The sequence below is a fragment of the Janibacter sp. DB-40 genome (genome assembly GCF_029510815.1).
Classification (GTDB): domain Bacteria; phylum Actinomycetota; class Actinomycetes; order Actinomycetales; family Dermatophilaceae; genus Janibacter.
In genome coordinates this window covers 1,660,534-1,685,468 of the sequence record NZ_CP120360.1, presented here as the reverse complement: position 1 = coordinate 1,685,468, position 24,935 = coordinate 1,660,534, and the positions used below count along the sequence as shown (strand labels likewise).

The window sequence follows — 24,935 nt, the reverse complement described above, 5'->3', positions numbered from 1 at the left end:
ACACGCCACCGCGTTCGCCACACGCACGACGGAAGGACCCCATGAAACAGCGCTATGACTACGTCATCGTCGGAGGAGGATCGGCCGGCTCCGCCCTGGCCAACCGACTCAGCTCGGACGACGGCACGAGCGTGCTCGTGCTCGAGGCCGGACGGGCGGACTTCATCGCCGACCCGCTGATCCACATGCCGGCCGCACTGATGTTCCCCGCGGGCAACCCGCTGTACGACTGGGCCTACGAGAGCGACCCCGAGCCGCACATGGGCGGCCGCCGCGTCAAGCACGCCCGCGGCAAGGTCCTCGGTGGCAGCTCGAGCATCAACGGCATGATCTTCCAGCGCGGCAACGCGGGTGACTTCGACAAGTGGGCCACCTTCGACGGCATGGACCACTGGGACTACGCCCACTGCCTGCCCTACTTCAAGCGCATGGAGACCACGACCGCCGGCGCCGACGCCTGGCGTGGTGGGGCCGGCCCGCTCACCCTCGAGCGCGGCCCCGCCTCCAGCCCGCTCTTCCAGGCCTTCTTCGAGGCGACGGAGCAGGCCGGCTTCGCACGCACGGACGATGTCAACGGGTACCGCCAGGAGGGCTTCGCCCCCTTCGACCGCAATGTGTCCAAGGGCAGCCGGATGTCGGCCTCCCGCGCCTACCTGCGTCCCATCCGCGACCGCAAGAACCTCGACATCACCACCCTCGCCACCGTCACGGGGTTGCGCTGGCAGGGCAACCGCGTCACCGGCGTCGACTTCGTGCGCGCCGGCAAGCGCCACCACTCCGTGGACGCCGGCGAGGTCATCCTCTGCGGCGGCGCCTTCAACACCCCCCAGCTGCTGCAGCTCTCCGGCGTCGGTGACCCGGAGACCCTGCGGGCCGCGGGTGTCACGCCGCACATCGACCTGCCCGGAGTCGGCGAGAACCTCCAGGACCACCTCGAGGTCTACCTGCAGCACGAGAGCCTGCAGCCGGTCTCCATCGCGCCGTGGCTGAAGAAGTGGAAGGCGCCGTACATCGGTGCCGAGTGGCTCTTCCTCAACCGCGGGGTCGGCGCCTCGAACCACTTCGAGGGCGGCGGCTTCATCCGCACCAACGACGACGTCGCGTACCCGAACCTGATGTTCCACTTCCTCCCGATCGCCGTGCGCTACGACGGCACCGCCGCGGGCGGGAAGCACGGGTACCAGGTGCACATCGGCCCGATGAACTCCGACGTGCGCGGCCACGTGCGGATCAAGAACGACGACCCGTCCGCCAAGCCGAGCATCCTGTTCAACTACCTCTCGACCGAGCGCGACCGCCGGGAGTGGGTCGAGGTCGTGCGCGCCGCTCGGCACATCCTCGACCAGCCGGCCTTCGCCCCCTTCGACGGGGGCGAGATCTCCCCCGGCCCGGGTGTCGAGACCGACCAGGAGATCATCGACTGGGTCGCGCAGGACGCCGAGACGGCCCTCCACCCCTCGTGCAGCGCCAAGATGGGGACCGACGAGATGGCCGTGGTCGACCCCACGACGATGAAGGTGCACGGCACGGAGGGACTGCGCGTCGTCGATGCCTCCGTCTTCCCGACGATCACCAACGGCAACATCTACGCGCCGGTGATGATGGTCGCGGAGAAGGCCGCCGACCTCATCGCCGGGAACACCCCCCTGGCCGCCGAGCACCCGCCGGTCTACCGCGCGAACGAGGGGATGCCGCTCTACCCGGAGGGCGACCCGCGCAACCACGCGTGGAACGCCCGGGATCACCTGCCGAGCGCTCTGGACGCCATGCAGGCCGCATCGACGAAGGGCGATGACCAGTGAGCACGACCGACACCTCGATCGATTCCGAGCTGAGTGCGGACCGACCGACCACTCCCCGCCTCAAGACGACCGTCCTCGCGGTCTCCGGGGCGATCATCGGCCTGATCGCCCTCTGGGCGCTCATCGCCCCCGGTTCCGCCGAGAGCACCCTCGGGACCCTCGTCACCCGGATCGGTGACTGGTTCGGGTGGTTCTACATCGCCCTGGCCACGGTCGTCCTCGTCTTCGTCATCTACGTCGGCGTCCGGTACGCCCGCGTCCGCCTGGGCGACGAGGACGACCGCCCGGAGTTCTCCACCTTCGCCTGGGCCTCGATGCTCTTCGCCGCCGGCATCGGCACCGACGTGATGTTCTTCGCCGTCGCCGAACCCGCCAGCCAGTTCCTCGCTCCCCCGCAGGGCGAGGGCGGCACGGTCGAGGCCGCACGCGAGGCGACCGTGTGGACCCTCTTCCACTACGGCATCACCGGCTGGGGCATGTACGCACTCATGGGCGTCGCCCTGGGCTACTTCGCGCACCGCAAGAAGCTGCCCCTGGCCGTGCGCTCCGCGCTGTTCCCGATCTTCGGCAAGCGCATCCGTGGACCGATCGGCGACACCGTCGACATCGCCACCGTGCTCGGCACCATCTTCGGTGTCGCCACCTCGCTGGGCATCGGTGTCGTCATGCTCAACGTCGGCCTCGGCGTCCTGTTTGACGTCCCGCAGGGCATCCCCGCGCAGGTGGGCCTCGTCGTGCTCGCGGTCGCCGTCGCGACGGTCTCCGCCACCACGGGCGTCGACCGCGGCATCCGCATCCTCAGCCAGCTCAACGTCGTGCTGGCCATCCTGCTCGCGCTGTGGGTCCTCGTGACCGGCAACACGACCTTCCTCCTGCGGGCCATCACGATGAACGTCGGGGACTTCGTCTCGATGTTCCCCGGCATGACCCTGGACACGATGGCCTTCGACCACCCGGCCGAGTGGATGAACCTGTGGACCCTCTTCTTCTGGGCGTGGTGGGTCGCCTGGGCATCCTTCGTCGGGATGTTCCTCGCGCGCATCTCCAAGGGCCGCACGATCGGGCAGTTCATGCTCGGCACCCTGACGATCCCCTTCAGCTACATCGTCATGTGGGTCTCGATCTTCGGCAACTCCGCCGTCAAGCAGATCGCCGACGGGGACGCCGCCTTCGGCGACCTCGCGATGAACCAGCCCGAGGAGGGCTTCTACACCCTCCTGCAGCAGTACCCGGGTGCCTTCTTCCTCGTGGGTCTGGCCACCTTCGTCGGACTGCTCTTCTACGTGACGTCGGCCGACTCCGGGGCGCTCGTGATGGCGAACCTGACGTCCGACCTGCCCGACAGCGAAACGGACGCCCGGCCGTGGTTGCGCATCGTCTGGGCGGTCGCGACCGGCGTCCTGACCATCGCGATGCTCGTCGTCGGCGGGATCGTCGCGCTGCAGTATGCGACGATCATCATGGGGCTGCCGTTCGCGGTCGTGATGATCCTGGTCATGGTCGGCCTGCACAAGGCGCTCGAGGCCGAGCGGGCCCAGTTCGACGCAGCCCGGTTGTCGCTGACCACGCACCTGGCCGGTCAGGAGACCAGCCACCGGACCTCCTGGCGCCAGCGGTTGTCGCACAGCTTCGGCACCGTCTCCCTCAAGCGGGCCAACGAGCGACTCGCGACGGTGGTGGTCCCGGCGCTGAACGAGGTCGCCACGGCCATGGAGGCCGAGGGCCACGTCGCCCACGTCGCCGTGACCGACGGGACGCCGGACACGCCGGGCTCGGCCCAGCTGGTCATCGGCGAGGGAGCCACCCCCTTCGTCTGGTCCGCGCGTGCCCGCCGGGTGCCCGCACCCAGCTACGGGGCCCGCATGCTCGAGGCCGACGACCGCACCACGCGGCTCGAGGTCGCCCTCCCCAGTGGCGGGGGGTACGACGTCTTCACCTACAGCGGCGAGGAGATCTGCCACGACGTGCTGGACCACTTCGAGCGCTGGACCGTCGCTGGGACGCTGACCGAGCAGGTCTGACGTACCCACCCGAGGGGCCGGGCCGTGACCGACGTGGTCACGGCCCGGCCCCTCGTCGGATCGGGCGCGGTGTGGGCGACCCCGGAGCCGCACGGCGGGTGGCAGGGTGGGGCGCATCGCACGGACGCGAACACGGAGGAGTTGAAGTGACCGAACCCGCCCAGCCCTCGTACACCTCGGGGATCTCCGACGAGCCACTGCTCGGCGACACCATCGGGGCCAACCTCGAGCGCACCACGGCCACCCACGGCGCCCGGGAGGCGCTCGTCGACGTCCCGAGCGGTCGTCGCTGGACCTACGACCAGCTGCTCGCCGACACCGACGCGCTCGCCAAGGGTCTGATGGCCTCGGGGATCGCCGCCGGTGACCGCGTCGGCATCTGGTCGCCCAACTGCCCCGAGTGGACGCTGCTGCAGTACGCCACCGCCCGCGTCGGGGCCATCCTGGTCAACGTCAACCCGGCGTACCGCTCGCACGAGCTGACCTACGTGGCCAAGCAGTCGGGCATGCGGATGCTCGTCAGCGCCACCACGCACAAGACCTCCGACTACCGGTCGATGGTCGAGGAGGTACGCCCGGACCTGCCGTCCCTGACCGACGTGGTGTACATCGGTGAGTCGTCCTGGGACGACCTGGTGGCCGCCGGCAGCCGGGTCACCGACGAGGAGCTGGCCGAGCGCGGCAGGGGCCTGGGCCCCGACGACCCGATCAACATCCAGTACACCTCCGGCACGACGGGCTTCCCCAAGGGCGCGACCCTGAGCCATCACAACATCCTGAACAACGGGTACTTCGTCGGCGAGATGATCGGCTACACGGAGCAGGACCGCATCTGCATCCCGGTGCCCTTCTACCACTGCTTCGGCATGGTCATGGGCAACCTCGCAGCCACCTCCCACGGCGCCTGCATGGTCATCCCGGCCCCCTCCTTCGACCCGGTCGCCACCCTCGAGGCCGTCGCCCGGGAGCAGTGCACCTCGCTCTACGGCGTCCCGACGATGTTCATCGCCGAGCTGGACCTTCCCGACTTCGCCGACCACGACCTGAGCAGCCTGCGCACCGGGATCATGGCCGGGTCCACGTGCCCCGTGGAGGTCATGAAGCGTGTCGTCGCGGAGATGAACATGTCCGAGGTCGCCATCAGCTACGGCATGACCGAGACCTCCCCGGTCTCGACGATGACCCGGATGGACGACGACCTGACCCGACGCACCGAGACCGTCGGCCGCTCGATGCCGCACATCGAGACCAAGATCGTCGACCCGGTGACCGGTGTCCCACTCCCCCGCGGAGAGGCCGGTGAGCTGTGCACGCGCGGCTACAGCGTCATGCTCGGCTACTGGGAGCAGCCGGACAAGACCGCGGAGGCCGTCGACGCGGCCCGATGGATGCACACGGGCGACGTGGCGACCATGGACGAGCACGGCTACGTCACCATCGTCGGTCGGATCAAGGACCTCGTCATCCGCGGCGGGGAGAACATCTACCCGCGCGAGGTCGAGGAGTTCCTCTACACCCACCCGGCGATCGCCGACGTGCAGGTCGTCGGGGTCCCCGACGACACGTACGGCGAGGAGCTCATGGCGTGGGTGGTCCTCTCCCCCGGGACCGAGTCGCTCACCGCCGAGGAGGTGCGGGAGTTCGCGACCGGCAAGCTCGCCCACTACAAGATCCCGCGGTACGTGCACGTCACCGACCAGTTCCCGATGACCGTCACGGGCAAGGTCCGCAAGGTCGAGATGCGCGAGCGTGCGAACGAGATCCTCGGCCGGGGATAGGTGCAGGACGAAGGGGGCGGGTGCCGGTTGTCCCGGCGCCCGCCCCCTTCGTCAGCTGCGGTGGTTGGTCACAGCTGGTGACGGTCCTCGTGCGAGCGCGCCTCGGCCTTGGCCGAGAGCCGCTCGAGCTGGCGGGCGGCCTGGTCGCGACCACCCAGCCCGAAGGCCAGCGCCGCGGCCGCGGCGCCGCCGACGACGAGGGCGCCGAAGCCGAGCTCGATGATCGAGTCGGCGATGCCCATGTACTTCAGGCCCATGGCGACGAAGAGCACGATCGTGGCGTACTTGACGATCGACGCGCCGACGCCGGAGAGCATCCTCGCCAGCAGGTTGGCGATGAAGAACCCGGCAGCGATGATCGCCGCACCGAAGATGACCCTGCCGCCGAGCTCGATGACCTCGCTGAGGAAGTTCGTGATCTGCGGGAAGTTCAACAGCTGGGCCGCCATGACGGCGAAGAACAGCACGATGGCGATCTGGACGATCTTGGCGATGGTCGGGACGACCCGGGTGCCCTCGGGCAGGACGTCCACGGACGCCAGCTGACGGTCGACGCCGAGGCCGTCGAGGAGCTGCCGGAGCAGGTCCCCGGCGAAGCGGGCGATGAACACGCCCAGGGCGAGCATGATGCCGGCCGCGATGATGTTCGGGATCGCGTCGAAGATCGTCTGCAGCATCTGCTCCGCCGGCTGCGAGATGGACCTGATGCCCAGGATCTGCAGGGCGGCGATCGCCACGACGATCATGATCAGCGCGTACAGGACGATGCCGACGACCTTCGGGATGGAGTCGCCGACGCCGTCCTCCGCGGGCCGGGCGTTCGGCGGGGGCGGGGTGGCGCCCTCAGGGCGTGCGGTCGGGCTGCCGGGGATGCTGCTGGCCTTGGACTCCGCCGTGCTGAACCACTTCTCGAACGGGACCGCGCCCAGCGCCGTCTCGACGAGCTGGCGCACGACCTTCGCCAGGAGCGCGCCGACGACGAAGACGACGATCGCGCCGATGAGGTTCGGCAGGAAGCCGAGGACACCGTCGAGCAGCGACTGGATCGGCGCGAGCGCAGCGCTCAGGCCGAGGAGCTGGAGCAGGGCCACGAGGCCGAACATCCAGACCAGGAGGGAACCGATCGAACCGAGGGTCGCGCCGATGCTGCTGCCGTCGGCGCCGGCCTTCTGCAGGGCGGGCACCTTGGTCGCGAGCTTGGTGAACAGCTTCTTCACGACCAGCGCGACGATCCACGTGACCACCAGGATGGCGATCGCTGCGAGGACCGTGCCGAGCAGTGACCCCCAATCAGTGTCCTTGAGGAAATCCATGATGAGCTCCTTATGACGCGGGCTGGACCTTTCGACCGTAGCCGTCCAGAGGCCCCTTGTGTCGGATGAGCGGTGCCCTGTCACAACCCGCCGGTAGCCTCTGGGACCGTGCAGTGTCCCCACTTCGACCGCGGCTCGTGCGGTTCGTGCGCCCTGATGGGCGTGCCCTACGACGAACAGGTGCGCGATCTCGCCGACGAGCTCGTGGAGAGGCTGGGTGCATTCGCGTCACCCGAGGTGTGGCAGACCCCCTTCGTCGGGCCGGAGTCGGGCTTCCGCAACAAGGCCAAGCTGGCCGTGGGCGGCAGCCGGCAGGGCCCGACCTTCGGCATCCTCGATGGGCAGTTCCGTGGCGTGGACCTGCGCGACTGCGGGCTCTACGAACCCGCCCTCGCGCAGGCGCTGCCGGACCTGACCGCGGCCGTGGCCGAGCTGGGGCTGGTGCCCTTCGACGTGACGGTCCGATCCGGTGAGCTGAAGCACCTGCTCGTCACGACCAGCCCGGACGGGGAGCTGATGGCGCGCTTCGTGCTGCGCTCCCCCGGGCAGCTGCCGCGCATCCGGCGGGGACTGGCGTCCCTGCGGGCCGCGGCCCCGGGGCTGCGCGTGGTCTCCGCCAACATCCAGCCCGAGCACAAGGCCGTCCTCGAGGGCGAGGAGGAGATCGTGCTCACCGAGCACGACTCGTTGCCGATGCGGCTGGACGACATCACCTTCCGGCTGCGTCCGCGCAGCTTCTTCCAGACCAACAGCGTCGTCGCGGCCGGCCTCTACCGCCAGGCCCGCGACTGGGTGGCCGAGACCGACCCGGCATGCGTCCTCGATCTGTACTGCGGCGTCGGCGGCTTCGCGCTCAACGCCGCCATGGCGAAGGGGGCGGGCTCGCGCCGCGTCGAGGGGGTCGAGGTCGCGCCCGACGCCGTGGCGAGTGCCCGTGCCGCGGCTGCCGACCTGGGGGTGCCCGCCGAATTCCGCGTCGGTGATGCCGGTGCCCTCGAGGACGTCGGCGCGGAGCTGGTCGTCGTCAACCCACCGCGTCGGGGTATCGGGGGACGGTTGTGTGCCGCTCTCGAGGCGGCGGCACCGGCGCACGTCATCTACTCCAGCTGCAACGCCACGAGCCTGGCCCGTGACCTCGCCGAGCTGCCGGGGTACCGCGTCGAGCGGGCCCGGCTGTTCGACATGTTCCCCCAGACCCGCCACCACGAGGTCATGGTGCTGCTGTCGCGACGGTGACCGCACCGTGGGACCCTCGTCGTCGCACCCCAGGACGGCGCTCGCTAGTGTCGTGACGACGGTCACCCCCGTTCCACGACAGGAGAACAATGCGAGCACTGGTCAAACCCCGACCCGGCCCCGGCCTCGAGCTGGTCGACGTCCCCGAACCCACCCCCGGCCCGGACGAGGTGAAGATCCGCGTCCTGCGCGCCGGCCTGTGCGGGACCGACCTCCACCTGCACGGCTGGGACGAGTGGGCGGCCGGTGCCGTGCCGACGACCCCGCAGGTCATCGGTCACGAGTTCTACGGCGAGGTCGTCGAGGTCGGGGCGACGGTGACCGGTGTCGCCGTCGGTGACCGGGTCTCCGGGGAGGGCCACCTCGTGTGCGGCTCGTGCCGCAACTGCCGCGCCGGCCGGCGCCACCTGTGCATCAACACGGTCGGGATCGGCGTCAACCGCGACGGCGCCTTCGCCGACTACGTCGTCGTCCCGGCCTCCAACGCCTGGGTGCACACCGACGACATCGATCCGGACCTCGGGGCGATCTTCGACCCGCTCGGCAACGCCGTGCACACCACGCTGTCCTTCCCGCTGGCCGGCGAGGACGTCGTCATCACCGGTGCCGGACCGATCGGCGTCATGGCTGCTGCCATCGCCCGGCACGTGGGCGCCCGGTACATCGCGGTCACCGACCTGTCCGACCACCGCCTGACGCTGGCGAAGGGGGCGGGAGCCGACCTCCTCGTCAACGCCGCCTCCTCGAACCTCGCCGAGGCCATGCGTGAGCTGGGCATGAAGGAGGGCTTCGACGTCGGGCTGGAGATGTCGGGCGCTCCCCCGGCCGTGGCCGACATGCTCGACAACCTCAACCACGGGGGCCGCATCGCCATGCTCGGCCTGCCGAAGGACCCCTACCCGATCGACTGGTCGAAGGTCATCACCCACATGGTCACGATCAAGGGGATCTACGGCCGCGAGATGTACGACACCTGGTACACGATGAGCGCGATGCTCTCCACCTCCCCCGCCCTGCGGGAGACGGTCTCGTCGGTCATCACCCACCGCTTCCCCGCACAGCAGTGGGAGGACGCGTTCGCCACCGCCGCCTCGGGAGAGTGCGGCAAGGTCATCATGGACTGGAGCTGAGATGTACGGATTCAAGGACGAGCTGACCGCGACCCTGCAGCAGATCCGCGACGACGGGCTGTGGAAGGACGAGCGTGAGCTGACCAGCCCGCAGCAGGCGCACATCACCACCACCAAGACGCGGGCGCTGAACTTCTGCGCCAACAACTACCTCGGCCTCGCCGACCACCCCGATGTGCTCGCCGCGGCGACGCAGTCGCTGCAGGAGTGGGGCTTCGGCATGGCGAGCGTGCGCTTCATCTGCGGCACGCAGGAGCTGCACACGCGACTGGAGGCAGCGCTCTCGGACTTCCTCGGGACCGAGGACACGATCCTCTACTCCAGCTGCTTCGACGCCAACGGTGGCGTCTTCGAAGTGCTCTTCGGCGAGGAGGACGCGATCATCTCCGATGCCCTCAACCACGCCTCGCTCATCGACGGGATCCGGCTGAGCAAGGCGGCCCGCTACCGCTACGCCAACGCCGACATGGACGACCTGCGGGCCCAGCTGGAGGCGGCGAAGGGGGCGCGCCGCACCGTCATCGTCACCGACGGGGTCTTCTCCATGGACGGCTACCTCGCGCCGCTGGAGCAGATCTGCGACCTCGCGGACGAGTACGGCGCGATGGTGCTCGTCGACGACTCGCACGCCGTCGGGTTCGTCGGCGACGGCGGTCGGGGCACCCCGGAGGCGTGTGGCGTGATGGACCGCGTGGACCTGCTCACCGGCACCCTGGGCAAGGCCCTCGGCGGCGCCAGCGGCGGGTACGTCTCCGGACCGGCGGAGGTGGTCGCCCTGCTTCGCCAGCGCTCCCGGCCCTACCTCTTCTCCAACGCTGTCGCCCCCGTGGTGGCCGCCGGCTCGCTCAAGGCCATCGAGATCGCCCGGAGCTCCACGGAGGCCCGCGCGGCCCTGCGGCGCAACACCGCGCTCTTCCGGGAGCTGATGACCGAGGCCGGTTTCGACCTGCTCCCGGGGGAGCACCCGATCACGCCGGTCATGTTCCCCGGCGAGGACGGCGCCCGGCAGGCGGGGCAGGTCGCGGAGGTCATGCTCGAGCACGGCGTGTACGTCATCGCCTTCTCCTACCCGGTCGTACCCAAGGGCGCGGCCCGCATCCGGGTCCAGCTCTCGGCGGCGCACAGCGAGGAGGACGTGCGCACCTGCGTCGCTGCCTTCGTCGCGGCCCGCGAGCAGGTGCTCGGCGGGGCCGGCTGACTCACTCGAAGGGGGTCGGGTCGCCCGCCCCGCGGCGGGCGATCTCGGCGCCGTCCCCGGAGAGGTCGACGACGGTGGTCGGCTCGGTGGTCACCTCACCGGCGTCGATGACGATGTCGACCTGGTGGTCGAGGGCCTCCTTGACGTCCCAGCCGAAAGTCGGGGTCTTCTCCTCGCCCGGCAGGAGCAGGGTGGAGATGAGCATCGGGTCGCCGAGGCCGTCGAGGAGCGCCTGGGACAGCGGGTGGCTGGGGATGCGCACCCCCACCGTCTTCTTCTTCTGGTGGAGCAGGCGGCGGGGCACCTCCTTCGTCGCCGGGAGGATGAAGGTGTACGGCCCGGGGGTGGCCGCCTTGACCGCCCGGAAGACCGAGTTGTCGATGTGGACGAGCTGGCCCAGCTGCGCGAAGTCCGCGCACAGCAGCGTGTAGTGGTGCTTGTCGTCGAGCTTGCGGATGTCGCGGATGCGGTCCTTGATCTCCTGGTCGTCGAGGCGTCCGCCCAGGGCATAGCCGGAATCGGTGGGAAAGGCGACGAGCGCGCCCTCGCGCAGACGCTCGACCACCTTCCCGACCCTGTGCGGTTGCGGATCGTCCGGGTGAACTTCGACAAAAGTGGCCATGCGCCAACCCTAGGATCGCCGACGGACAAAAGACATGGTCATCGCGGATTCATGCACCCACGGTGCAGCGGGTCAGTCCGACAGCTCGGCCGCCACGGTGGCGACGAGGGCCTTGGCCGTCCGCCCCACGCCGATGAGCGTGGCGGAGGCCGGGCCGGTCCAGTCGCCGTACCCCACGAAGCACACCCGCGGGTCCTTGACCGAGCGGTTGTCCACCACGTCCGGGATGCCCGTGGCGGTGCGCAGCCCCAGGGAGCGGAGGTGGCGCAGCGCCGGCCGGAAGCCGGTGCACCAGATCACGGCGTCCAGGTCGAGGTGCTCCCGACCGATGACGGCACCCTGCGGCGTCATCCGGTCGAACATCGCACGCAGGCGCAACGCCCCCTTCGCCCGCGCCTCCCGCACCTGCGGCAGGGCGACGATGTTGCCGACGAACTCGGCCTCCGCGTCGCCCTCCCCCAGGCTGGCGGTGGCTTGGGCGAAGAGGTGCCGGCCGTCGACGTCGTCGGGCAGGAAGCGCAGTCGTCGGGCGGAGACGAGCGAGAGCTCCCGCGCGTGGTCGACGAGGTCCGAGGTGATCTGCACCCCGGAGTTGCCCCCGCCGACGACCGCGACGCGTTGCCCTGCGAAGGACGTCGGGCCGCGGTACCACGCGCTGTGCAGCTGCCGGCCCCGGAAGTCCAGCGCCCCATCCACTCTCGGGACGAAGGGGGTGGCCCAGGTGCCGGTGGCGTTGATGACGTACCGCGCGCGCAGGACCCCACGGTCGGTCACCACCGCGAGGCGCTCGTCGAGCGACCGCACGTCCGTGACACGCACGGGACGCTCGACGGGCAGGTCGTAGCGTCGCTCGTACTCGGCGAGGTAGTCCAGTGCGTGGGCGACCGGCGGGAAGGTCTCGGGGTGCGGCGGCATCGGCCAGCCGGGCAGCGAGGAGTGCGCCGTCGAGGAGAAGAGTCTCAGCGAGGGCCATGCGGCCCGCCAGGCACCGCCGGAGGACTCCTGCTCGTCGAGGATGACGTGGTCCAGACCGGCTCGTCGCAGGTGGTACCCGCACGCCAGCCCCGCCTGCCCACCGCCGATGACCGCGATGTCGACGTCGGTGCGCATCCTCCGCCTACGAATCCTCTGCGGTCATGGTCACCGGCATGCCCAGCTGGACCGTGCGGGAGACGGAGCACAGCCGGTCCCGGGACTGGGCGACGGAGCGGGGGAAGGCCGCGCGGGCCGCGTCACCGGCGTCACCCTCGGGGAAGCCGAGACGGAAGGTGACCCGGAGGTCCGTCAGGTGGTTCCCGGCCTCCGGCGTCGAGGTCTTCTCCCCCTCGGCGGCGACGACGAAGCTCTCCGGCTCCGCCCGGCGGGAGGTGATGTGGTCGACGTCGACGGAGCTGCACCCCGCGAGCGCGGCCAGGAGGAGCTCGACCGGGGTGAAGTCGTCGGTGCTGCCGTCGCCGATGGTGATCGTGCCCCCACGGGCATTGCGGATCTCGTAGCGCCCCAGCGACTCCCGCGTCAGCTCCACGCTGCGGTGACCGGGACCGGTACCACCGGTCGACTCGTTCTCGGGCGTCTCGTCAGCAGCCATGGCCTCAGGGTAATGGCCAGGTGTGGACCGGCTCGTTGCGGCTCATGTGGTCCCGGTAGAGCCCGACCATCTCGGCGAGGGCGTCGGCGCGCTCGAGGCCGCCCTCCTCGAGGCGACGGACGCACTCCGTCTGCCACACGGCGCCGTTGACACCGGACGTGCACCGCCCCTCGATGACGTCGAGGTACCTCGTGATGACCCTCGAGGAGACGCCCCAGTCCTCCAACCCCTGGCGCGCCATCGGCAGCAGGTGACGCACGGTCAGCTCGTCGGCGGTGAGCTGCCCGAGCCCGGGCCAGTACAGTCGGGCGGTCAGTCCGTCCCGGGCGGCGGCCTCGAAGTTGGCCTGGGCGGCCGGGAAGGACATCCGCGTCCACACCGGGCGATCCTCGCGCGCGAGCGTGCGGACGACGCCGTAGTAGAAGGCCGCATTGGCCAGGACGTCGATGATCGTCGGCCCGGCCGGCAGGACGCGGTTCTCCACGCGCACGTGGGGCTTGCCCTCGGTGGGTTGGTAGATCGGCCGGTTCCACCGGTAGACGGTGCCGTTGTGCAGGTTGAGCTCGCCGAGCTGCGGGGTGCCGCCCTGGTCGAGGACCGCGGCCGGGTCCTCGTCGGTGGCCTCGGCCAGCAGCGCCGGGAAGTAGCGCACGTTCTCCTCGAAGAGGTCGAAGATCGAGGTGATCCATCGTTCGCCGAAGAAGACCCTTGGCCGCACGCCCTGGTTCTTCAGCTCGATCGGCCGGGTGTCGGTCGCCTGGGAGAACAACGCGATCCGCGTCTCGGCGTGCAGGCGCTTGCCGAAGAAGTACGGCGAGTTGGCCGCGAGCGCCACCTGCGCCGCGGAGATGGCCTGGGCGGCGTTCCAGTGGTCGGCGAACTGGCCCGGCCCCACCTGCAGGTGCAGCTGCACCGAGGTGCAGGCCGACTCCGGGGCGATCGAGCCGGCATAGGTGTTCAGACGCTCCCCCGTCGGGCCCTCGATGTCGAGGACGACGTCCTCGCCGCGGGCGGTGAAGATCGAGTCGTTGAGCGCTGTGTAGCGGTTGTTGGCGCTGATCCACTCCCCCAGGAAGTGCTCCTCGCGGATCGTGGGGAGGATCCCGATCGGGACGATGCGCGCGCCGCGCTCGGCGGCCTTCGCGTCCGCGCGGTTGAGGGACTCGCGCAGGGTGGCCTCGAGGTCCAGTGCCGAGTCACCCGGTAGCGGCCGGGGCGCGACGTTGAGCTCGATGTTGAACTGCGCGAGCTCGGTCTGGTAGTCGGGATCGGCGATCGACTCGAGCACCTCGTCGTTGACGAAGGCCGGCTGGTTGTCCTCGTCGACGAGGTTGAGCTCGATCTCCAGGCCGGTCAGGGGCACTGCGTCGTCGAAGACGCTCTCGGCGAGCATCCGCTCGAACACGTCGAGGTTCTGGCGCACCTTCTCGCGGTAGCGCTGACGCTCTTCGCGCGTGTAGCTCTGGGTCTGGACTTCCTTGCCCATGGGACTCCACCTCTCGCCGAGGGACGGCTGGCTCGAATCTACCCACGGGAGGCCACGCCGGACAGGGGGAGACCGTCCCCTGATGCGCCGACCGGCCGAGTCCGCCCTGCGCACCAGCGATGACGAAGGGGGTGTCGCACCGCAGCACTGTCGGTGTCCGCTTCTAGCGTGGGCCCCATGAAGCTGCTCCACACCTCCGACTGGCACCTGGGCCGCGCCTTCCACGGCGTGGGGCTGCTCGCGGCCCAGTCGGAGTTCGTGGACCATCTCGTCGCGACGGTGCGGGCGGAGTCGGTGGACGCGGTCCTCGTGTCCGGCGACGTCTACGACCGCGCGCTGCCGCCCCCGGACGCGGTCTCGCTGCTCTCCGAGGCCGTGACGCGCATCATCGACTCCGGCGCACGGGTGATCATCTCCAGCGGCAACCACGACTCGGCGATCAGGCTGGGATTCGCGTCCGACCTGCTCTCCCGCGCCGGGCTGCACATCCGCTCCGACCTGGACTCGATCGGCACCCCGGTCATGGTCGGCGACACCGCGGTCTACCCCATCCCCTACCTCGAGCCCGCGGCGTCCTCGGTGACCGAGGAGCTGGGCGTCGACCAGCGGACCCACACGTCCGTGCTGGGTGCGGCGATGGACCGGGTGCGTGCCGATGCCGCCACGCGGGGGCCGCGGACGATCGCGATGGCGCACTGCTTCGCCAGCGGTGGCGCCACGAGCGAGTCGGAGCGCGACATCAGCACCGGTGGCGTGGCCGTGGTGCCGACGAGCACCTTCGACGGCGTCGCCTACGCTGCGCTGGGGCACCTCCACGGCGCCCAGCAGGTCGCCGAGACCGTGCGCTACAGCGGTTCGCCCGTCGCCATGTCCTTCAGCGAGACCCACCACACCAAGGGCACGTTGCTGCTCGATCTGGGCGCCGAGGGCGACGTGCGGGTCGAGCGGGTGGAGGCCCCCGTGCACCGTCGGCTGGCACAGGTGCGCGGCACCCTCCAGGAGGTCCTCACCGACCCCGGTCACGCTCCGGCGGAGGGTGCCTGGGTCCAGGTGACGCTGACCGACCCGGTCCGTCCCGTCGGCGCCATGGAGCAGCTGGCCCGACGCTTTCCCCACGTGCTCCAGCTGCGCTTCGACCCGCAGGGCGAGTCCCTGCCCGCGCGCAGCTACGCGGCCAAGGTGGCCCGCCGTGAGCCCCTCGAGGTCTGCTGCGACTTCGTCGAGGACGTCCGGCGGGGGGCCGGTGCCGATGAGGCCGAGACCCGGCTGCTGCGTGACGCGCTCGAGGCCGGACGGGCCGCACGGGGTCGGCGCGAGGACGAGGGGCGCGCCCGCGAGCGCGGGGCGGCATGAGGCTGCACCATCTCACGGCGACCGCCTTCGGACCCTTCGCGGGGACGGTCGACCTCGACCTCGAGGAGCTGGGCTCCTCCGGCCTCTACCTCATCCACGGACCGACCGGGTCGGGCAAGACCAGCCTGCTGGACGCCATCTGCTTCGCGCTCTACGCCAACGTCCCCGGTGACCGGCTCACGACGTCGCTGCGTAGCCAGCACGCCGCCGTGACGGAGGTGACCACGGTCGTCCTCGAGCTGACCCTGGCCGGCCGGCGCCTGCGCATCACCCGCGCGCCGGCCTACGAGCGACCCAAGAGGCGCGGCACCGGGACGACGACCGAGCAGGCCCGCGTGCAGCTCGACGAGTACGCGGGCGGCAGCTGGCAATCGCTGAGCTCGCGCATCGACGAGACCGCGCGGGTCCTCGACGACCTCCTCGGGATGGGGGTGGACCAGTTCCGTCGGGTGGTCATGCTCCCCCAGGGGGACTTCGCCGCCTTCCTCCGCGCGAGCGACGAGGAGCGACGGGATGTCCTCGAGCGGCTCTTCGACGTCACCGACTACGTGGCCGTCGAGCAGCACCTCACCGCGCAGCGGCAGGAGGCCCAGACCAGCCTGGCCAGTGCCCGCACGGCGCTGGACGGGCACACCGGACGCCTGACCGAGCTGCTCGCCGAGACGGACGTCGAGCTGTCCGAGCTGGTCCAGACGTCCGACGTGGGCGACCGCGACGAGTCCCTCGACCACCTCGGCCCCGAGGACCTGCTCACGGCCGTGGACGCGATCGATGCTGCTCTCGAGGCGCACGCCGGAGAGGTCATGACGCTGGTCGACGACGCCCGGAGCAGGGCCGGGATCACCCGCACGGCCCTGGACACCGGGCGTCGCGAGGAGGAGCGTCGCCGGCGCGGTCATCGGGCCCGGGCCGTCCTCGACACGCTCGAGGAGGCCGCGGACGAGCACGCCGAGCGGCGTCACCGCCTCTCCCGCGCCCGGGACGCAGCGGGTGTCCTCCCGCACGTCCGGGCAGCCGAGCGCGCCCGAGAGGCCGTCACGACGGCGCACGAGGCCAGGGAGATCGCCCTGGCCGCCCTCCCCGACGACGTCCTGGGTCAGGAGCTCGCCGACGTGCGTGAGGTGCTCGTCGCCCACGACGACGTCCTCGCGACGGCACGGCACGAGTCGCAGCGACTCGAGCGCCTTGCCCGTGACCTGCCACGGTCGGCGGCGACGGTCGAGGCGCGCGAGGAGTCCGTGGGCACGACCGCCGCCGACCTCGCTGCCGCCCGTGGCCGGGCCGACGAGGTCGACGCCGCCCTCGGGGAGGTCGAGCAGGCCGCGCAGCGCCTGACCCGCATCGCCCCCCTCGTCACCCGGCTGACCGAGCTGAGCACCGAGAGGGGCTCCCGGGTGACGCTCCGGGACGAGCTGCGCACCACGACCGACCGGCGCCAGAGCGCGCACGAGGAGGTCCTGGTGGGACGGGAGCGCGTGCAGCAGCTCGTCCAGCAACGGTTGGACACCATGGCGGGTGAGCTGGCCACCCAGCTCGTCGACGGCGAGGCGTGCGCGGTCTGCGGGTCCCCCGAGCACCCCGCCCCCGCCCCGGCAGCAGACCAGGTCACACCGGAGCAGATCGAGGCGGCACGCGACGAGGTCGCCCGCGCGGAGGCCGAGCTCGACCGCGCCCGCACGGCCGACGAGGCCACGGCCTCACGTCTCGAGATCGCCGAGGCCAGGGTCGATGACCTGTCGCGGGTGGTCACCGAGCTCGTCGCTGCTGACGACCTGCTCGAGATCGACGTCGAGCAGGACCTGACCCGGGACCTCACCTTCCTGCGCGAGGAGAAGGCGGCACTCACCGAGGTCGTCGCCCGTCGGGAGGCCGTCGAGCGCGCTGCCGCGAGCTGTGCGACAGCGATCACGCAGGCCGTGGCGGCACACGACGACGCGGTGAGCGCCTTGGCAGAGTCCCGCACACGCCGTGCGCAGCTCGAGGAGGAGGTCACCGACTGCACCCGACGACTGACCCGGACGATCGACGAGCACGCCGACGAGTGCCCGTGCGCTCCCCCGTCGCCTGCCCGGCACGGGGAGACGCCACAGGAGGCAGGTGTGCCGGTCACCTCGTCGGACCCCGACCTGCAGCACACGGCACGGGCCCACTCGACGGCCGTCAGCACCGCTGTCCGCGAGCACCGTGCCGTACTCACCGCCATCGACCACGTGCTCGGTGCGGGCACCGAGCTCGAGCGCATGAGGACCATCCGGACCGAGGCCGAGGACCAGCTCGCCAGCGCCCTGACGGAGGCCGGCTTCGATGAGCCCACGACCGTTACCGCGGCGGCCCTCCCCCGATCGGCACTCGCCGAGCTCGAGCGGGCCGTCGACGACCACGAGGCCCGGCGCGCAGCAGCCGTCGCCGTCCTCGAGGAGGACGAGGTCGTCGCAGCACTGCAGGCGGACCCCGTCGACCTCGCGGCGCTCGAGGCCGCTGCCGAGGAGGCGAGGGTCGCCGCCGAGGCCGCGGCCCGACGCCAGGCGTCCGCCGAGACGGTACGAACGCAGTTCACCACCCTGCGCGACCACGTCCGCACGGCCTGTGCCGAGCTGGGGCCGGCCGCGGAGCACGCAGCCCTCGTCACGCGCATGGCCACCCTCGTCTCGGGCACGAGCACCGACAACGACAAGCGGATGCGGCTGTCCACCTTCGTGCTGGCAGCCCGACTCGAGCGCATCGTCGAGCTGGCCAACGAGCGACTGGTGGACATGGCCGACGGTCGCTACGAGCTGGGCCACGACGACTCCGGGGCGCGGGGCCGGCGACGGGGCGGTCTCGGGCTGACCGTGCGAGACCTGTGGACGGGCCGGGTGCGCCCGACCTCCACCCTCTCCGGTGGGGAGTCCTTCACGACCTCACTCGCTCTCGCGCTGGGGCTCGCGGACGCCATCCGTGAGGAGTCCGGTGGCCAGGAGTTCGGCACCCTCTTCGTCGACGAGGGCTTCGGCAGCCTCGACCAGGACAGCCTCGAGCAGGTCCTCGACGTCCTCGACCGCCTGCGCGACGGTGGCCGCACCGTCGGCGTCGTCAGCCACGTCACCGAGATGCGCACCCGCATCCCCACGCAGGTCCGGGTTCACAAGACCCAGCAGGGCTCGACCATCTCCGTCCTCGGCACCACGACTCCCGACGTCGCCTGACCCGGGACACCACACGGACGGGGTCGACCGTCGATGCGCGGGCGGCCCGCGCAGAGAGCGGTCGAAGGGGCGGGGTGGCCCGGCTCAGGCCGAAGTCCGGACCAACAGGTGTCGGTGAACGGCACCGACCCGCGTGTCCGGACTTCGCGCCAAGGGCCGCCGTGCCCTTCGTCCGCTCAGGCGACAGGCCGAGAGCAGCGGAGAGTCACCCGATCTCCGCCAGTTCCTCCGGCGACGGGCAGGAGCACACGAGGTTGCGGTCGCCATAGGCGCCATCGATCCGGGCCACCGGCGGCCAGTACTTGTCGGCGGCGTCGACCCCGACGGGGAAGACCGCGTCCTCGCGGCTGTACGGGCGGTCCCACTCCTGCGCGAGCGAGGCAGCGGTGTGCGGGGCCCGCCGCAGCATGGAGGTGGTGACCTCCTCCCCCTTCGCCACGGTCTCGATCTCCTCGCGGATGGCGATCATCGCATCGCAGAAACGGTCGATCTCGCCCTTGTCCTCCGACTCGGTCGGCTCGATCATGAAGGTGCCGGCGACGGGGAAGCTCATGGTCGGGGCGTGGAAGCCGTAGTCGATGAGCCGCTTGGCGACGTCGTCGACGGTCACCCCCGTCTCCTTCGTCATCGCCCGCAGGTCCACGATGCACTCGTGGGCGACGATCCCGCCCGGGCCGGCGTAGAGGACCGGGTAGTGCTCCCCCAGCCGCTTGGCGACGTAGTTGGCGTTGAGCACTGCCAGCTGGGTCGCCCGGCTCAACCCGGCCCCGCCCATCAGGCGCACGTATGCCCAGGAGATCGGCAGGATGCCGGCCGACCCGTACGGTGCGGCACTGATCGGGCCGACGCCCGTCTGCGGGCCCGCGGCCGGGGCGAGCGGGTGGTTGGGCAGGTACGGCGCAAGGTGCTCCCGCACCGCGACCGGACCGACACCGGGCCCCCCGCCGCCGTGCGGGATGCAGAAGGTCTTGTGCAGGTTGAGGTGGCTGACGTCCGCGCCGAACTTGCCGGGCTGCGCCAGCCCGACGAGCGCGTTGAGGTTGGCGCCGTCGACGTAGACCTGACCACCGGCGTCGTGCACGAGCCCGCACAGCTCGGAGATCGTGTCCTCGAAGACCCCGTGCGTGCTCGGGTAGGTGACCATGATCGCGGCGAGGTCGTCGCGGTGCTTGTCGATCTTGGCCCGCAGGTCGTCCATGTCGATGTCACCGCCCTCGGCGGTCCTGACCACGACGACCTTCATCCCTGCCATGACAGCGGAGGCGGCGTTGGTGCCGTGCGCGCTGGCGGGGATCAGGCAGACACGGCGCTGCTCCGCGCCCGAAGCGGCGTGGTGGGCCCGGATGGCGAGCAGACCGGCGAGCTCGCCCTGCGACCCGGCATTGGGCTGCAAGGAGACCGAGTGGTAGCCCGTGACCTCGCTGAGCCAGCCGCTGAGCTGGCCGACGAGCTCGCGGATGCCCACCGTCTGGTCGTCGGGCGCGAAGGGGTGCAGCCCGGCGAACTCGGGCCAGGTGATGGCCGCCATCTCGGTCGTCGCGTTGAGCTTCATCGTGCACGACCCCAGCGGGATCATCCCGCGGTCGAGGGCGAAGTCCCGGTCGGACAGGCGACGCAGGTACCGCAGCATCTGCGTCTCGCTGCGGTACTCGTGGAAGACGGGGTGAGTCAGGTACTCGCTCGTCCGCAGCAGCTGCGGGGACCACTGCGGCGACACCTGTGGTGCGTGCGAGGAGTCGACCTCGTGCGCGTCGCCGCCGGCGACGGGGACCCCGAAGGCCGCGGCCACCGCGGCGACCTCGCTCGGGTCCGTCGTCTCGTCCACGGACACCAGGACCGTGTCGGCATCGTGGCGCCAGAGGTTGACCCCGGCCTCCACGGCTGCGCTGACGACCTCGTCGGCTCGTCCGGGAACGCTCACCCGGAGCGTGTCGAACCAGGGTGCGTCGTTGACCTCGACGCCGCCGGAGCGCAGCGTCGCCGCCAGGCCCACGGCCGTGCCGTGGACGCGCTCGGCGATCGCGCGCAGCCCGTCCGGGCCGTGGTAGACGGCGTACATGGAGGCCATGACCGCCAGGAGCACCTGTGCGGTGCAGATGTTGCTCGTCGCCTTGTCGCGACGGATGTGCTGCTCTCGTGTCTGCAGGGCCAGCCGGTAGCTGGCGCGCCCCTCGGCGTCGACGGACACGCCGACGAGTCGGCCCGGCAGCGTGCGCTCGAGACCCGCTCGCACGGCCATGTAGCCCGCGTGCGGCCCGCCGAAGGCCATCGGCACCCCGAAGCGCTGGGTGGTCCCGACGGCGACGTCGGCCCCCCACTCCCCGGGCGCCGTGAGCAGGGTCAGGGCGAGGAGGTCAGCGGCGGCTGTCACGAGCGCCCCCGCCTCGTGGGCCGCGCTCGCCATGGCCGTCCAGTCGGTGATCGTCCCGTCCGCGGCCGGGAACTGGACGAGCACGCCGAAGACCTCGCGATCTCCTGCTGCGGCACGCAGCTCCGCGGCGGTCGTGATGCCCGTCAGGTCGGCTCCGACGACATCGATGCCCAGGGGCACGGCCCGCGTGTCGATGACGGCGCGCGTCTGCGGGAAGGTGTTGTCGTCGACGAGCATGACCGCGTCCTTGGCGGCCTTGCTGGAGCGGCGCATGACGGTCATGGCCTCGGCCGCTGCCGTCGCCTCGTCCAGCAGGGAGGAGCCGGACGTCTGCAGGCCGGTGAGGTCGGCGACCATCGTCTGGAAGTTCAGCAGCGCCTCGAGGCGCCCCTGGCTGATCTCCGGTTGGTACGGGGTGTAGGCGGTGTACCAGGCGGGGTTCTCCAGGACGTTGCGCTGGATGACTGCCGGCGTGATCGTGCCGTAGTAGCCCAGACCGATCATCGACGTCATCACGGTGTTCTTGGCCGCGAGGCCCCGCAGCTCCTCGATGACGGCCAGCTCGCTGGCTGCTGCCTCGATGTCGACGGAGCTCGTCTGACGGATGGCGGCGGGCACGGCCGCGTCGCACAGGGCCTCGAGGCTCGGCTGGCCGATGGCCCCGAGCATCTCCCGGACATCGGACTCTCGGGGGCCGTTGTGACGGCCGACGAACTCGGACAGGGGTGGTGTGGCGCTCATGAGGCTCCCTTGGACGCGTGCGGGTACAAAGCCAGCCTCCCCTTCTGTCACGCCTGGCGCTCCAGAGGTGCCTGATCCGCGGGGTCCTGGCGCCTGAGAGGTTCCGGGGAGATTTGCCCCTTCGGCGCCCCGCGCAACGCGCGAGGACTCTCCCCCGTGGGGTGAGCAGCGGTGTCAGGCTATCAGCGCGACCGGGACGCGGGAGGGGCTCAGGCGAGCTTTGCGCGTCGGCGGGCGGAGAGCTCGTCCCCCGGCATCTCCGCAGGCTCTGCCTGGTCCATCCGCTCGCTCGGGATCTCCAGCAGCGAGCCCTCGACCTCACGCCAGACCCGGCCGACTGCGATCCCGAAGACGCCCTGCCCACCCTGGACGAGGTCGATGACCTCGTCGGCGGAGGTGCACTCGTAGACGCTCGCGCCGTCGCTCATCAGGGTGATCTGCGCCAGGTCCTCGACACCGCGCTCACGCAGGTGCTGGATCGCGACGCGGATCTGCTGGAGGGACACCCCGGTGTCCAGGAGGCGCTTGACCACCTTGAGCACGAGGATGTCACGGAAGCCGTAGAGGCGCTGACTGCCGGAGCCGGCGGCACCGCGCACGGAGGGCTCGACCAGACCGGTGCGGGCCCAGTAGTCGAGCTGTCGATAGGTGATCCCCGCGGCACTGCACGCGGCGGGACCGCGGTAACCGATGTCCTCGGACAGCTCGGGCAGGTCGTCGTCGAAGAGCACGCCCTGGGTCCGGACGGGGGTCCGGCCCTCGTCGTTGGTGGCGTCCACTACGCCCTCCTGCCCTCACCGTGGTCCCGGACCGAGCCGGGTGGAATTGCACCGGTGTGGCCCGGTGCTGTCTTCGACGCTACGGCGGCTCGGGGAGGGCGTCAAACACCCCCCGCGAGGAAGGGCTTGCGTGTCGGTAACGATCAGGTCGCGCCGGGATGGACGGGCGTACCGGCCCGTCCGCGGTGCCCCGGCCTCAGCTCTCGGTGCCGGGCTCGTCGAAGTCCTCCGGCGACACCTCGTCCAGGAACTCCTTGAACTTCGCCACCTCGTCCTCGTCGTCATCGGTGGACTCGATCCCCACCTCGTCGAGCACCTGGTCCGTGGCGACGATCTCGGCGCCGGTGCGCAGGGCCAGTGCGACGCCGTCGGAGGTCCGCGCAGAGATCTCGGTCCCGTCGTCGAGCACGAGGGTGGCGTGGAAGACACCCTCGAGCACCGCGTCGATCCGCACCGTGCTCAGCTCGCGGCCGACGGCGGCGATGACGTCGACGAGGAGGTCGTGGGTCAGGGGACGCGGCGGCTCGACCCCCTCCTGGGCGTAGGCGATCGCGGTGGCCTCCGCCGCGCCGATCCAGATCGGCAGGTGTCGACCACCGTCGCGCTCTCGCAGGAGCACGATCGGTTGGGAGGTGGGCATCTCCACCCGGACACCGAGGACGTCGAGCAACTTCACCCTCCCACCGTATCCCTCACTCATCCGCGCGTCTGCAGTCCCCGGCGCACGAGCGCCAGGTGGAGGTCGAGGCAGTCCTCGACAACCCGCCTGGTGACCGATTCGTCGTCGAGCCCGTCGGCGTCGGCGGCCCTGCCGCGCAGTGCCTGGTGCCCCAGGACGTGATCGGCCAGACCGAGCTCGCGCTCGGCCGCACTCTTGAAGGGGCGCAGGTGTCGCACGTCGATGCCGGCGGCCACCAGGGCCCCCGAGGCGCGGGCCACCTCGAGATCGCCGTCGTCGTAGTACTCGCTGCTCTTGGGCAGCAGGCCGTACGAGATGAGCTCCCGGAACGTGGCCGTGTCGATGTCGGCGGCCTCCTGCAGCTCCGTCGCGGTGAGGCGCAGGGGGCGTGCCCCGGCCGGGACCGGGTCGACACGGACGGGGTCCTGCGGGTCGCTCCGGGGAGGAGCCACACTGCCGCCGTCGTCGACGCTCAGCCCCCGGTCCATGGCGTCGAGTCGTTCCCGGATGACCTTCAGGGGCCAGAACCGGTCCCGTTGGGCAGTGAGCACGAAGCGCAACCGCTCGACGTCCGCCCGGGAGAACTTCCGGTACCCGGAGGCCGTGCGTGATGGGTTGATCAGCCCTTCGGCCTCCAGGTAGCGGACCTTGGAGATGGTGACATCGGGGAAGTCGTCCTCGAGCTGCGCGATGAGGGCGCCGATCCCGATGCGCTCGTCGGGCACCGTCAGCTGGTCGCGGCGCTGGCGTAGTAGACGAGGCGGAACTTGCCGATCTGCACCTCGTCACCGGTGCGTAGCGCGACCTGGTCGATCCGCTCCTTGTTGACGTAGGTCCCGTTGAGGGAGCCCACGTCGCGCACGCCGAAGCCACGCTCCTCGCGCGCGAAGACCGCGTGCTTGCGCGAGACCGTGACGTCGTCGAGGAAGATGTCGCGGTCCGGTCCGCGACCGGTGGTGATCTCGGCATCGTCAAGGAGGAAGCGCGCGCCCGAGTTGGGACCGCGAAGGACGATGAGCAGGGCAGTGCCGGGGTGGAGCGCGTCCACCGTCGCCTGCTCCTCCCGGCTGAGGTGGTAGTCGGACTCCGGCAGGTCGGCAGGTGCGCTGCTCCCGATCCCGGTGAACTGCTGGGTCGCCGGGTCCTGTCGTGCGGGCTGGTCGTTCTGGTTGCCGCTCATCCAGCGCTCCCTCCTGTCGTGTCGTGACTCAAGACTACGTGACCGGCCCCACGCCGGGGCCGGCCGGTGACACCAGCGGTCAGTCGATCTCGGCGCGGTAGGCAGCGGCGTCGAGCAGATCCGAGGTGTCGGCGCCCTCGGCGAGCTCCAGCTCGTACATCCAGCCCTCGGTGTAGGGCGCGGTGTTGACCAGCTCCGGGGTCGCGTCCAGCGCCTCGTTGACGGCCGTGACCGTGCCCGCCAGCGGCGCGTACAGGTCGCTGACGGACTTGGTGGACTCCACCTCACCGCAGGAGTCGCCGACCTCGACGGTGTCGCCGACCTCGGGGAGGCTGACGTAGACCACGTCGCCGAGTGCATCCTGCGCGTAGTGGGTGATCCCCACCCGCACCCGACCGGACTCGGTCGTGGCCACCCACTCGTGGTCGCTGCTGTACCGGAGGTCCTCGGGGTAGGTGGCGTCGCTCATCTGT

General features: G+C 70.8%; 19 protein-coding genes and 1 riboswitch. Of the genes, 8 read left to right on the top strand and 11 right to left on the bottom strand.

Annotated features, from left to right (window positions below; translation table 11 throughout):
• The first annotated feature begins 41 nt into the window (after window positions 1-41).
• The 3 genes from betA (at window position 42) to PVE36_RS07915 (ending at window position 5,601) form a co-directional block, all read left to right on the top strand.
• The gene (gene betA, locus PVE36_RS07925) at window positions 42-1,802 is read left to right on the top strand and encodes a choline dehydrogenase (RefSeq protein WP_277451414.1); all 1,761 of its coding nucleotides are present in this window, start codon (window positions 42-44) and stop codon (window positions 1,800-1,802) included.
• The gene (gene betT / locus PVE36_RS07920; RefSeq protein ID WP_277451413.1) at window positions 1,799-3,823 is read left to right on the top strand and encodes a choline BCCT transporter BetT; all 2,025 of its coding nucleotides are present in this window, start codon (window positions 1,799-1,801) and stop codon (window positions 3,821-3,823) included. The genes betA and betT overlap by 4 nt, the downstream gene beginning before the upstream one ends.
• A 146-nt stretch (window positions 3,824-3,969) precedes the next feature.
• Entirely contained in the window at window positions 3,970-5,601 is a 1,632-nt protein-coding gene (locus PVE36_RS07915; RefSeq protein WP_277451412.1) for an AMP-binding protein, read from the top strand.
• Between the two features lie 68 nt (window positions 5,602-5,669).
• Here the strand turns inward: PVE36_RS07915 and PVE36_RS07910 are convergent, their stop codons facing one another.
• Window positions 5,670-6,914, bottom strand: coding sequence for a mechanosensitive ion channel (locus PVE36_RS07910; RefSeq protein ID WP_277451410.1), 1,245 nt, complete (start codon window positions 6,912-6,914; stop codon window positions 5,670-5,672).
• Window positions 6,915-7,022: 108 nt separating this feature from the next.
• Here PVE36_RS07910 and PVE36_RS07905 point away from each other — a divergent pair, with 108 nt between their 5' ends.
• The 3 genes from PVE36_RS07905 (at window position 7,023) to PVE36_RS07895 (ending at window position 10,478) form a co-directional block, all read left to right on the top strand.
• On the top strand, window positions 7,023-8,150 hold the full coding sequence (locus tag PVE36_RS07905; protein ID WP_277451408.1) for a methyltransferase domain-containing protein: 1,128 nt from the start codon (window positions 7,023-7,025) through the stop codon (window positions 8,148-8,150).
• A gap of 89 nt (window positions 8,151-8,239) precedes the next feature.
• Entirely contained in the window at window positions 8,240-9,280 is a 1,041-nt protein-coding gene (gene tdh, locus PVE36_RS07900; protein WP_277451407.1) for an L-threonine 3-dehydrogenase, read from the top strand.
• A 1-nt stretch (window position 9,281) separates the two neighbouring features.
• A complete protein-coding gene (locus tag PVE36_RS07895) occupies window positions 9,282-10,478 on the top strand; it encodes a glycine C-acetyltransferase (RefSeq protein WP_277455728.1) in 1,197 nt (398 codons plus the stop codon).
• Window position 10,479: 1 nt separating this feature from the next.
• Here the strand turns inward: PVE36_RS07895 and PVE36_RS07890 are convergent, their stop codons facing one another.
• From PVE36_RS07890 to PVE36_RS07875, 4 genes are all read right to left on the bottom strand, one after another.
• A complete protein-coding gene (locus tag PVE36_RS07890) occupies window positions 10,480-11,100 on the bottom strand; it encodes an L-threonylcarbamoyladenylate synthase (RefSeq protein ID WP_277455727.1) in 621 nt (206 codons plus the stop codon).
• 72 nt (window positions 11,101-11,172) lie between these two features.
• Window positions 11,173-12,210, bottom strand: coding sequence for an ArsO family NAD(P)H-dependent flavin-containing monooxygenase (locus PVE36_RS07885; RefSeq protein WP_277455726.1), 1,038 nt, complete (start codon window positions 12,208-12,210; stop codon window positions 11,173-11,175).
• A gap of 7 nt (window positions 12,211-12,217) precedes the next feature.
• The gene (locus PVE36_RS07880) at window positions 12,218-12,688 is read right to left on the bottom strand and encodes an OsmC family protein (protein WP_277455725.1); all 471 of its coding nucleotides are present in this window, start codon (window positions 12,686-12,688) and stop codon (window positions 12,218-12,220) included.
• Window positions 12,689-12,692: 4 nt separating this feature from the next.
• Window positions 12,693-14,174, bottom strand: a complete 1,482-nt coding sequence (locus PVE36_RS07875) for a glutamate--cysteine ligase (protein WP_277455724.1) — start codon at window positions 14,172-14,174, stop codon at window positions 12,693-12,695.
• 177 nt (window positions 14,175-14,351) lie between these two features.
• Here PVE36_RS07875 and PVE36_RS07870 point away from each other — a divergent pair, with 177 nt between their 5' ends.
• Together PVE36_RS07870 and PVE36_RS07865 are read left to right on the top strand one after the other, a co-directional pair.
• Window positions 14,352-15,527, top strand: a complete 1,176-nt coding sequence (locus PVE36_RS07870; RefSeq protein WP_277455723.1) for an exonuclease SbcCD subunit D — start codon at window positions 14,352-14,354, stop codon at window positions 15,525-15,527.
• Window positions 15,524-18,712 (top strand): SMC family ATPase, encoded by a 3,189-nt coding sequence (locus PVE36_RS07865; RefSeq protein ID WP_277455721.1) that lies wholly within the window; start codon window positions 15,524-15,526, stop codon window positions 18,710-18,712. Before PVE36_RS07870 ends, PVE36_RS07865 begins: the two co-directional genes overlap by 4 nt.
• Before the next feature lie 205 nt (window positions 18,713-18,917).
• Here PVE36_RS07865 and gcvP read toward each other — a convergent pair whose 3' ends face one another.
• The 6 genes from gcvP to gcvH all read right to left on the bottom strand — a co-directional run bounded on the left by gcvP (window position 18,918) and on the right by gcvH (window position 24,931).
• A complete protein-coding gene (gene gcvP / locus PVE36_RS07860; protein ID WP_277455720.1) occupies window positions 18,918-21,824 on the bottom strand; it encodes an aminomethyl-transferring glycine dehydrogenase in 2,907 nt (968 codons plus the stop codon).
• 71 nt (window positions 21,825-21,895) lie between these two features.
• Window positions 21,896-21,989, bottom strand: a riboswitch (glycine riboswitch).
• A gap of 44 nt (window positions 21,990-22,033) precedes the next feature.
• A complete protein-coding gene (locus tag PVE36_RS07855; protein ID WP_277455719.1) occupies window positions 22,034-22,603 on the bottom strand; it encodes a MerR family transcriptional regulator in 570 nt (189 codons plus the stop codon).
• Window positions 22,604-22,799: 196 nt separating this feature from the next.
• Complete coding sequence (locus PVE36_RS07850; protein ID WP_277455718.1) at window positions 22,800-23,279, bottom strand: bifunctional nuclease family protein; 480 nt, start codon at window positions 23,277-23,279, stop codon at window positions 22,800-22,802.
• Between the two features lie 20 nt (window positions 23,280-23,299).
• Window positions 23,300-24,007: a MerR family transcriptional regulator gene (locus PVE36_RS07845; protein WP_277455717.1), complete on the bottom strand. Its 708-nt coding sequence runs from the start codon at window positions 24,005-24,007 to the stop codon at window positions 23,300-23,302.
• A gap of 2 nt (window positions 24,008-24,009) precedes the next feature.
• Entirely contained in the window at window positions 24,010-24,462 is a 453-nt protein-coding gene (locus PVE36_RS07840; RefSeq protein WP_277455716.1) for an FHA domain-containing protein, read from the bottom strand.
• Between the two features lie 79 nt (window positions 24,463-24,541).
• Complete coding sequence (gene gcvH / locus PVE36_RS07835) at window positions 24,542-24,931, bottom strand: glycine cleavage system protein GcvH (RefSeq protein ID WP_277455715.1); 390 nt, start codon at window positions 24,929-24,931, stop codon at window positions 24,542-24,544.
• Between the last annotated feature and the right edge of the window lie 4 nt (window positions 24,932-24,935).

What these genes read in the sequence shown, in the direction of transcription:
- betA (WP_277451414.1), top strand. Translation starts at nt 42, where the DNA reads ATGAAACAGCGCTATGACTACGTCATCGTCGGAGGAGGATCGGCCGGC.
- PVE36_RS07910 (WP_277451410.1), bottom strand. Translation starts at nt 6,914, where the DNA reads ATGGATTTCCTCAAGGACACTGATTGGGGGTCACTGCTCGGCACGGTC.
- tdh (WP_277451407.1), top strand. Translation starts at nt 8,240, where the DNA reads ATGCGAGCACTGGTCAAACCCCGACCCGGCCCCGGCCTCGAGCTGGTC.
- PVE36_RS07895 (WP_277455728.1), top strand. Translation starts at nt 9,282, where the DNA reads ATGTACGGATTCAAGGACGAGCTGACCGCGACCCTGCAGCAGATCCGC.
- PVE36_RS07890 (WP_277455727.1), bottom strand. Translation starts at nt 11,100, where the DNA reads ATGGCCACTTTTGTCGAAGTTCACCCGGACGATCCGCAACCGCACAGG.
- PVE36_RS07885 (WP_277455726.1), bottom strand. Translation starts at nt 12,210, where the DNA reads ATGCGCACCGACGTCGACATCGCGGTCATCGGCGGTGGGCAGGCGGGG.
- PVE36_RS07880 (WP_277455725.1), bottom strand. Translation starts at nt 12,688, where the DNA reads ATGGCTGCTGACGAGACGCCCGAGAACGAGTCGACCGGTGGTACCGGT.
- PVE36_RS07875 (WP_277455724.1), bottom strand. Translation starts at nt 14,174, where the DNA reads ATGGGCAAGGAAGTCCAGACCCAGAGCTACACGCGCGAAGAGCGTCAG.
- PVE36_RS07870 (WP_277455723.1), top strand. Translation starts at nt 14,352, where the DNA reads ATGAAGCTGCTCCACACCTCCGACTGGCACCTGGGCCGCGCCTTCCAC.
- PVE36_RS07865 (WP_277455721.1), top strand. Translation starts at nt 15,524, where the DNA reads ATGAGGCTGCACCATCTCACGGCGACCGCCTTCGGACCCTTCGCGGGG.
- gcvP (WP_277455720.1), bottom strand. Translation starts at nt 21,824, where the DNA reads ATGAGCGCCACACCACCCCTGTCCGAGTTCGTCGGCCGTCACAACGGC.
- PVE36_RS07840 (WP_277455716.1), bottom strand. Translation starts at nt 24,462, where the DNA reads ATGAGCGGCAACCAGAACGACCAGCCCGCACGACAGGACCCGGCGACC.
- gcvH (WP_277455715.1), bottom strand. Translation starts at nt 24,931, where the DNA reads ATGAGCGACGCCACCTACCCCGAGGACCTCCGGTACAGCAGCGACCAC.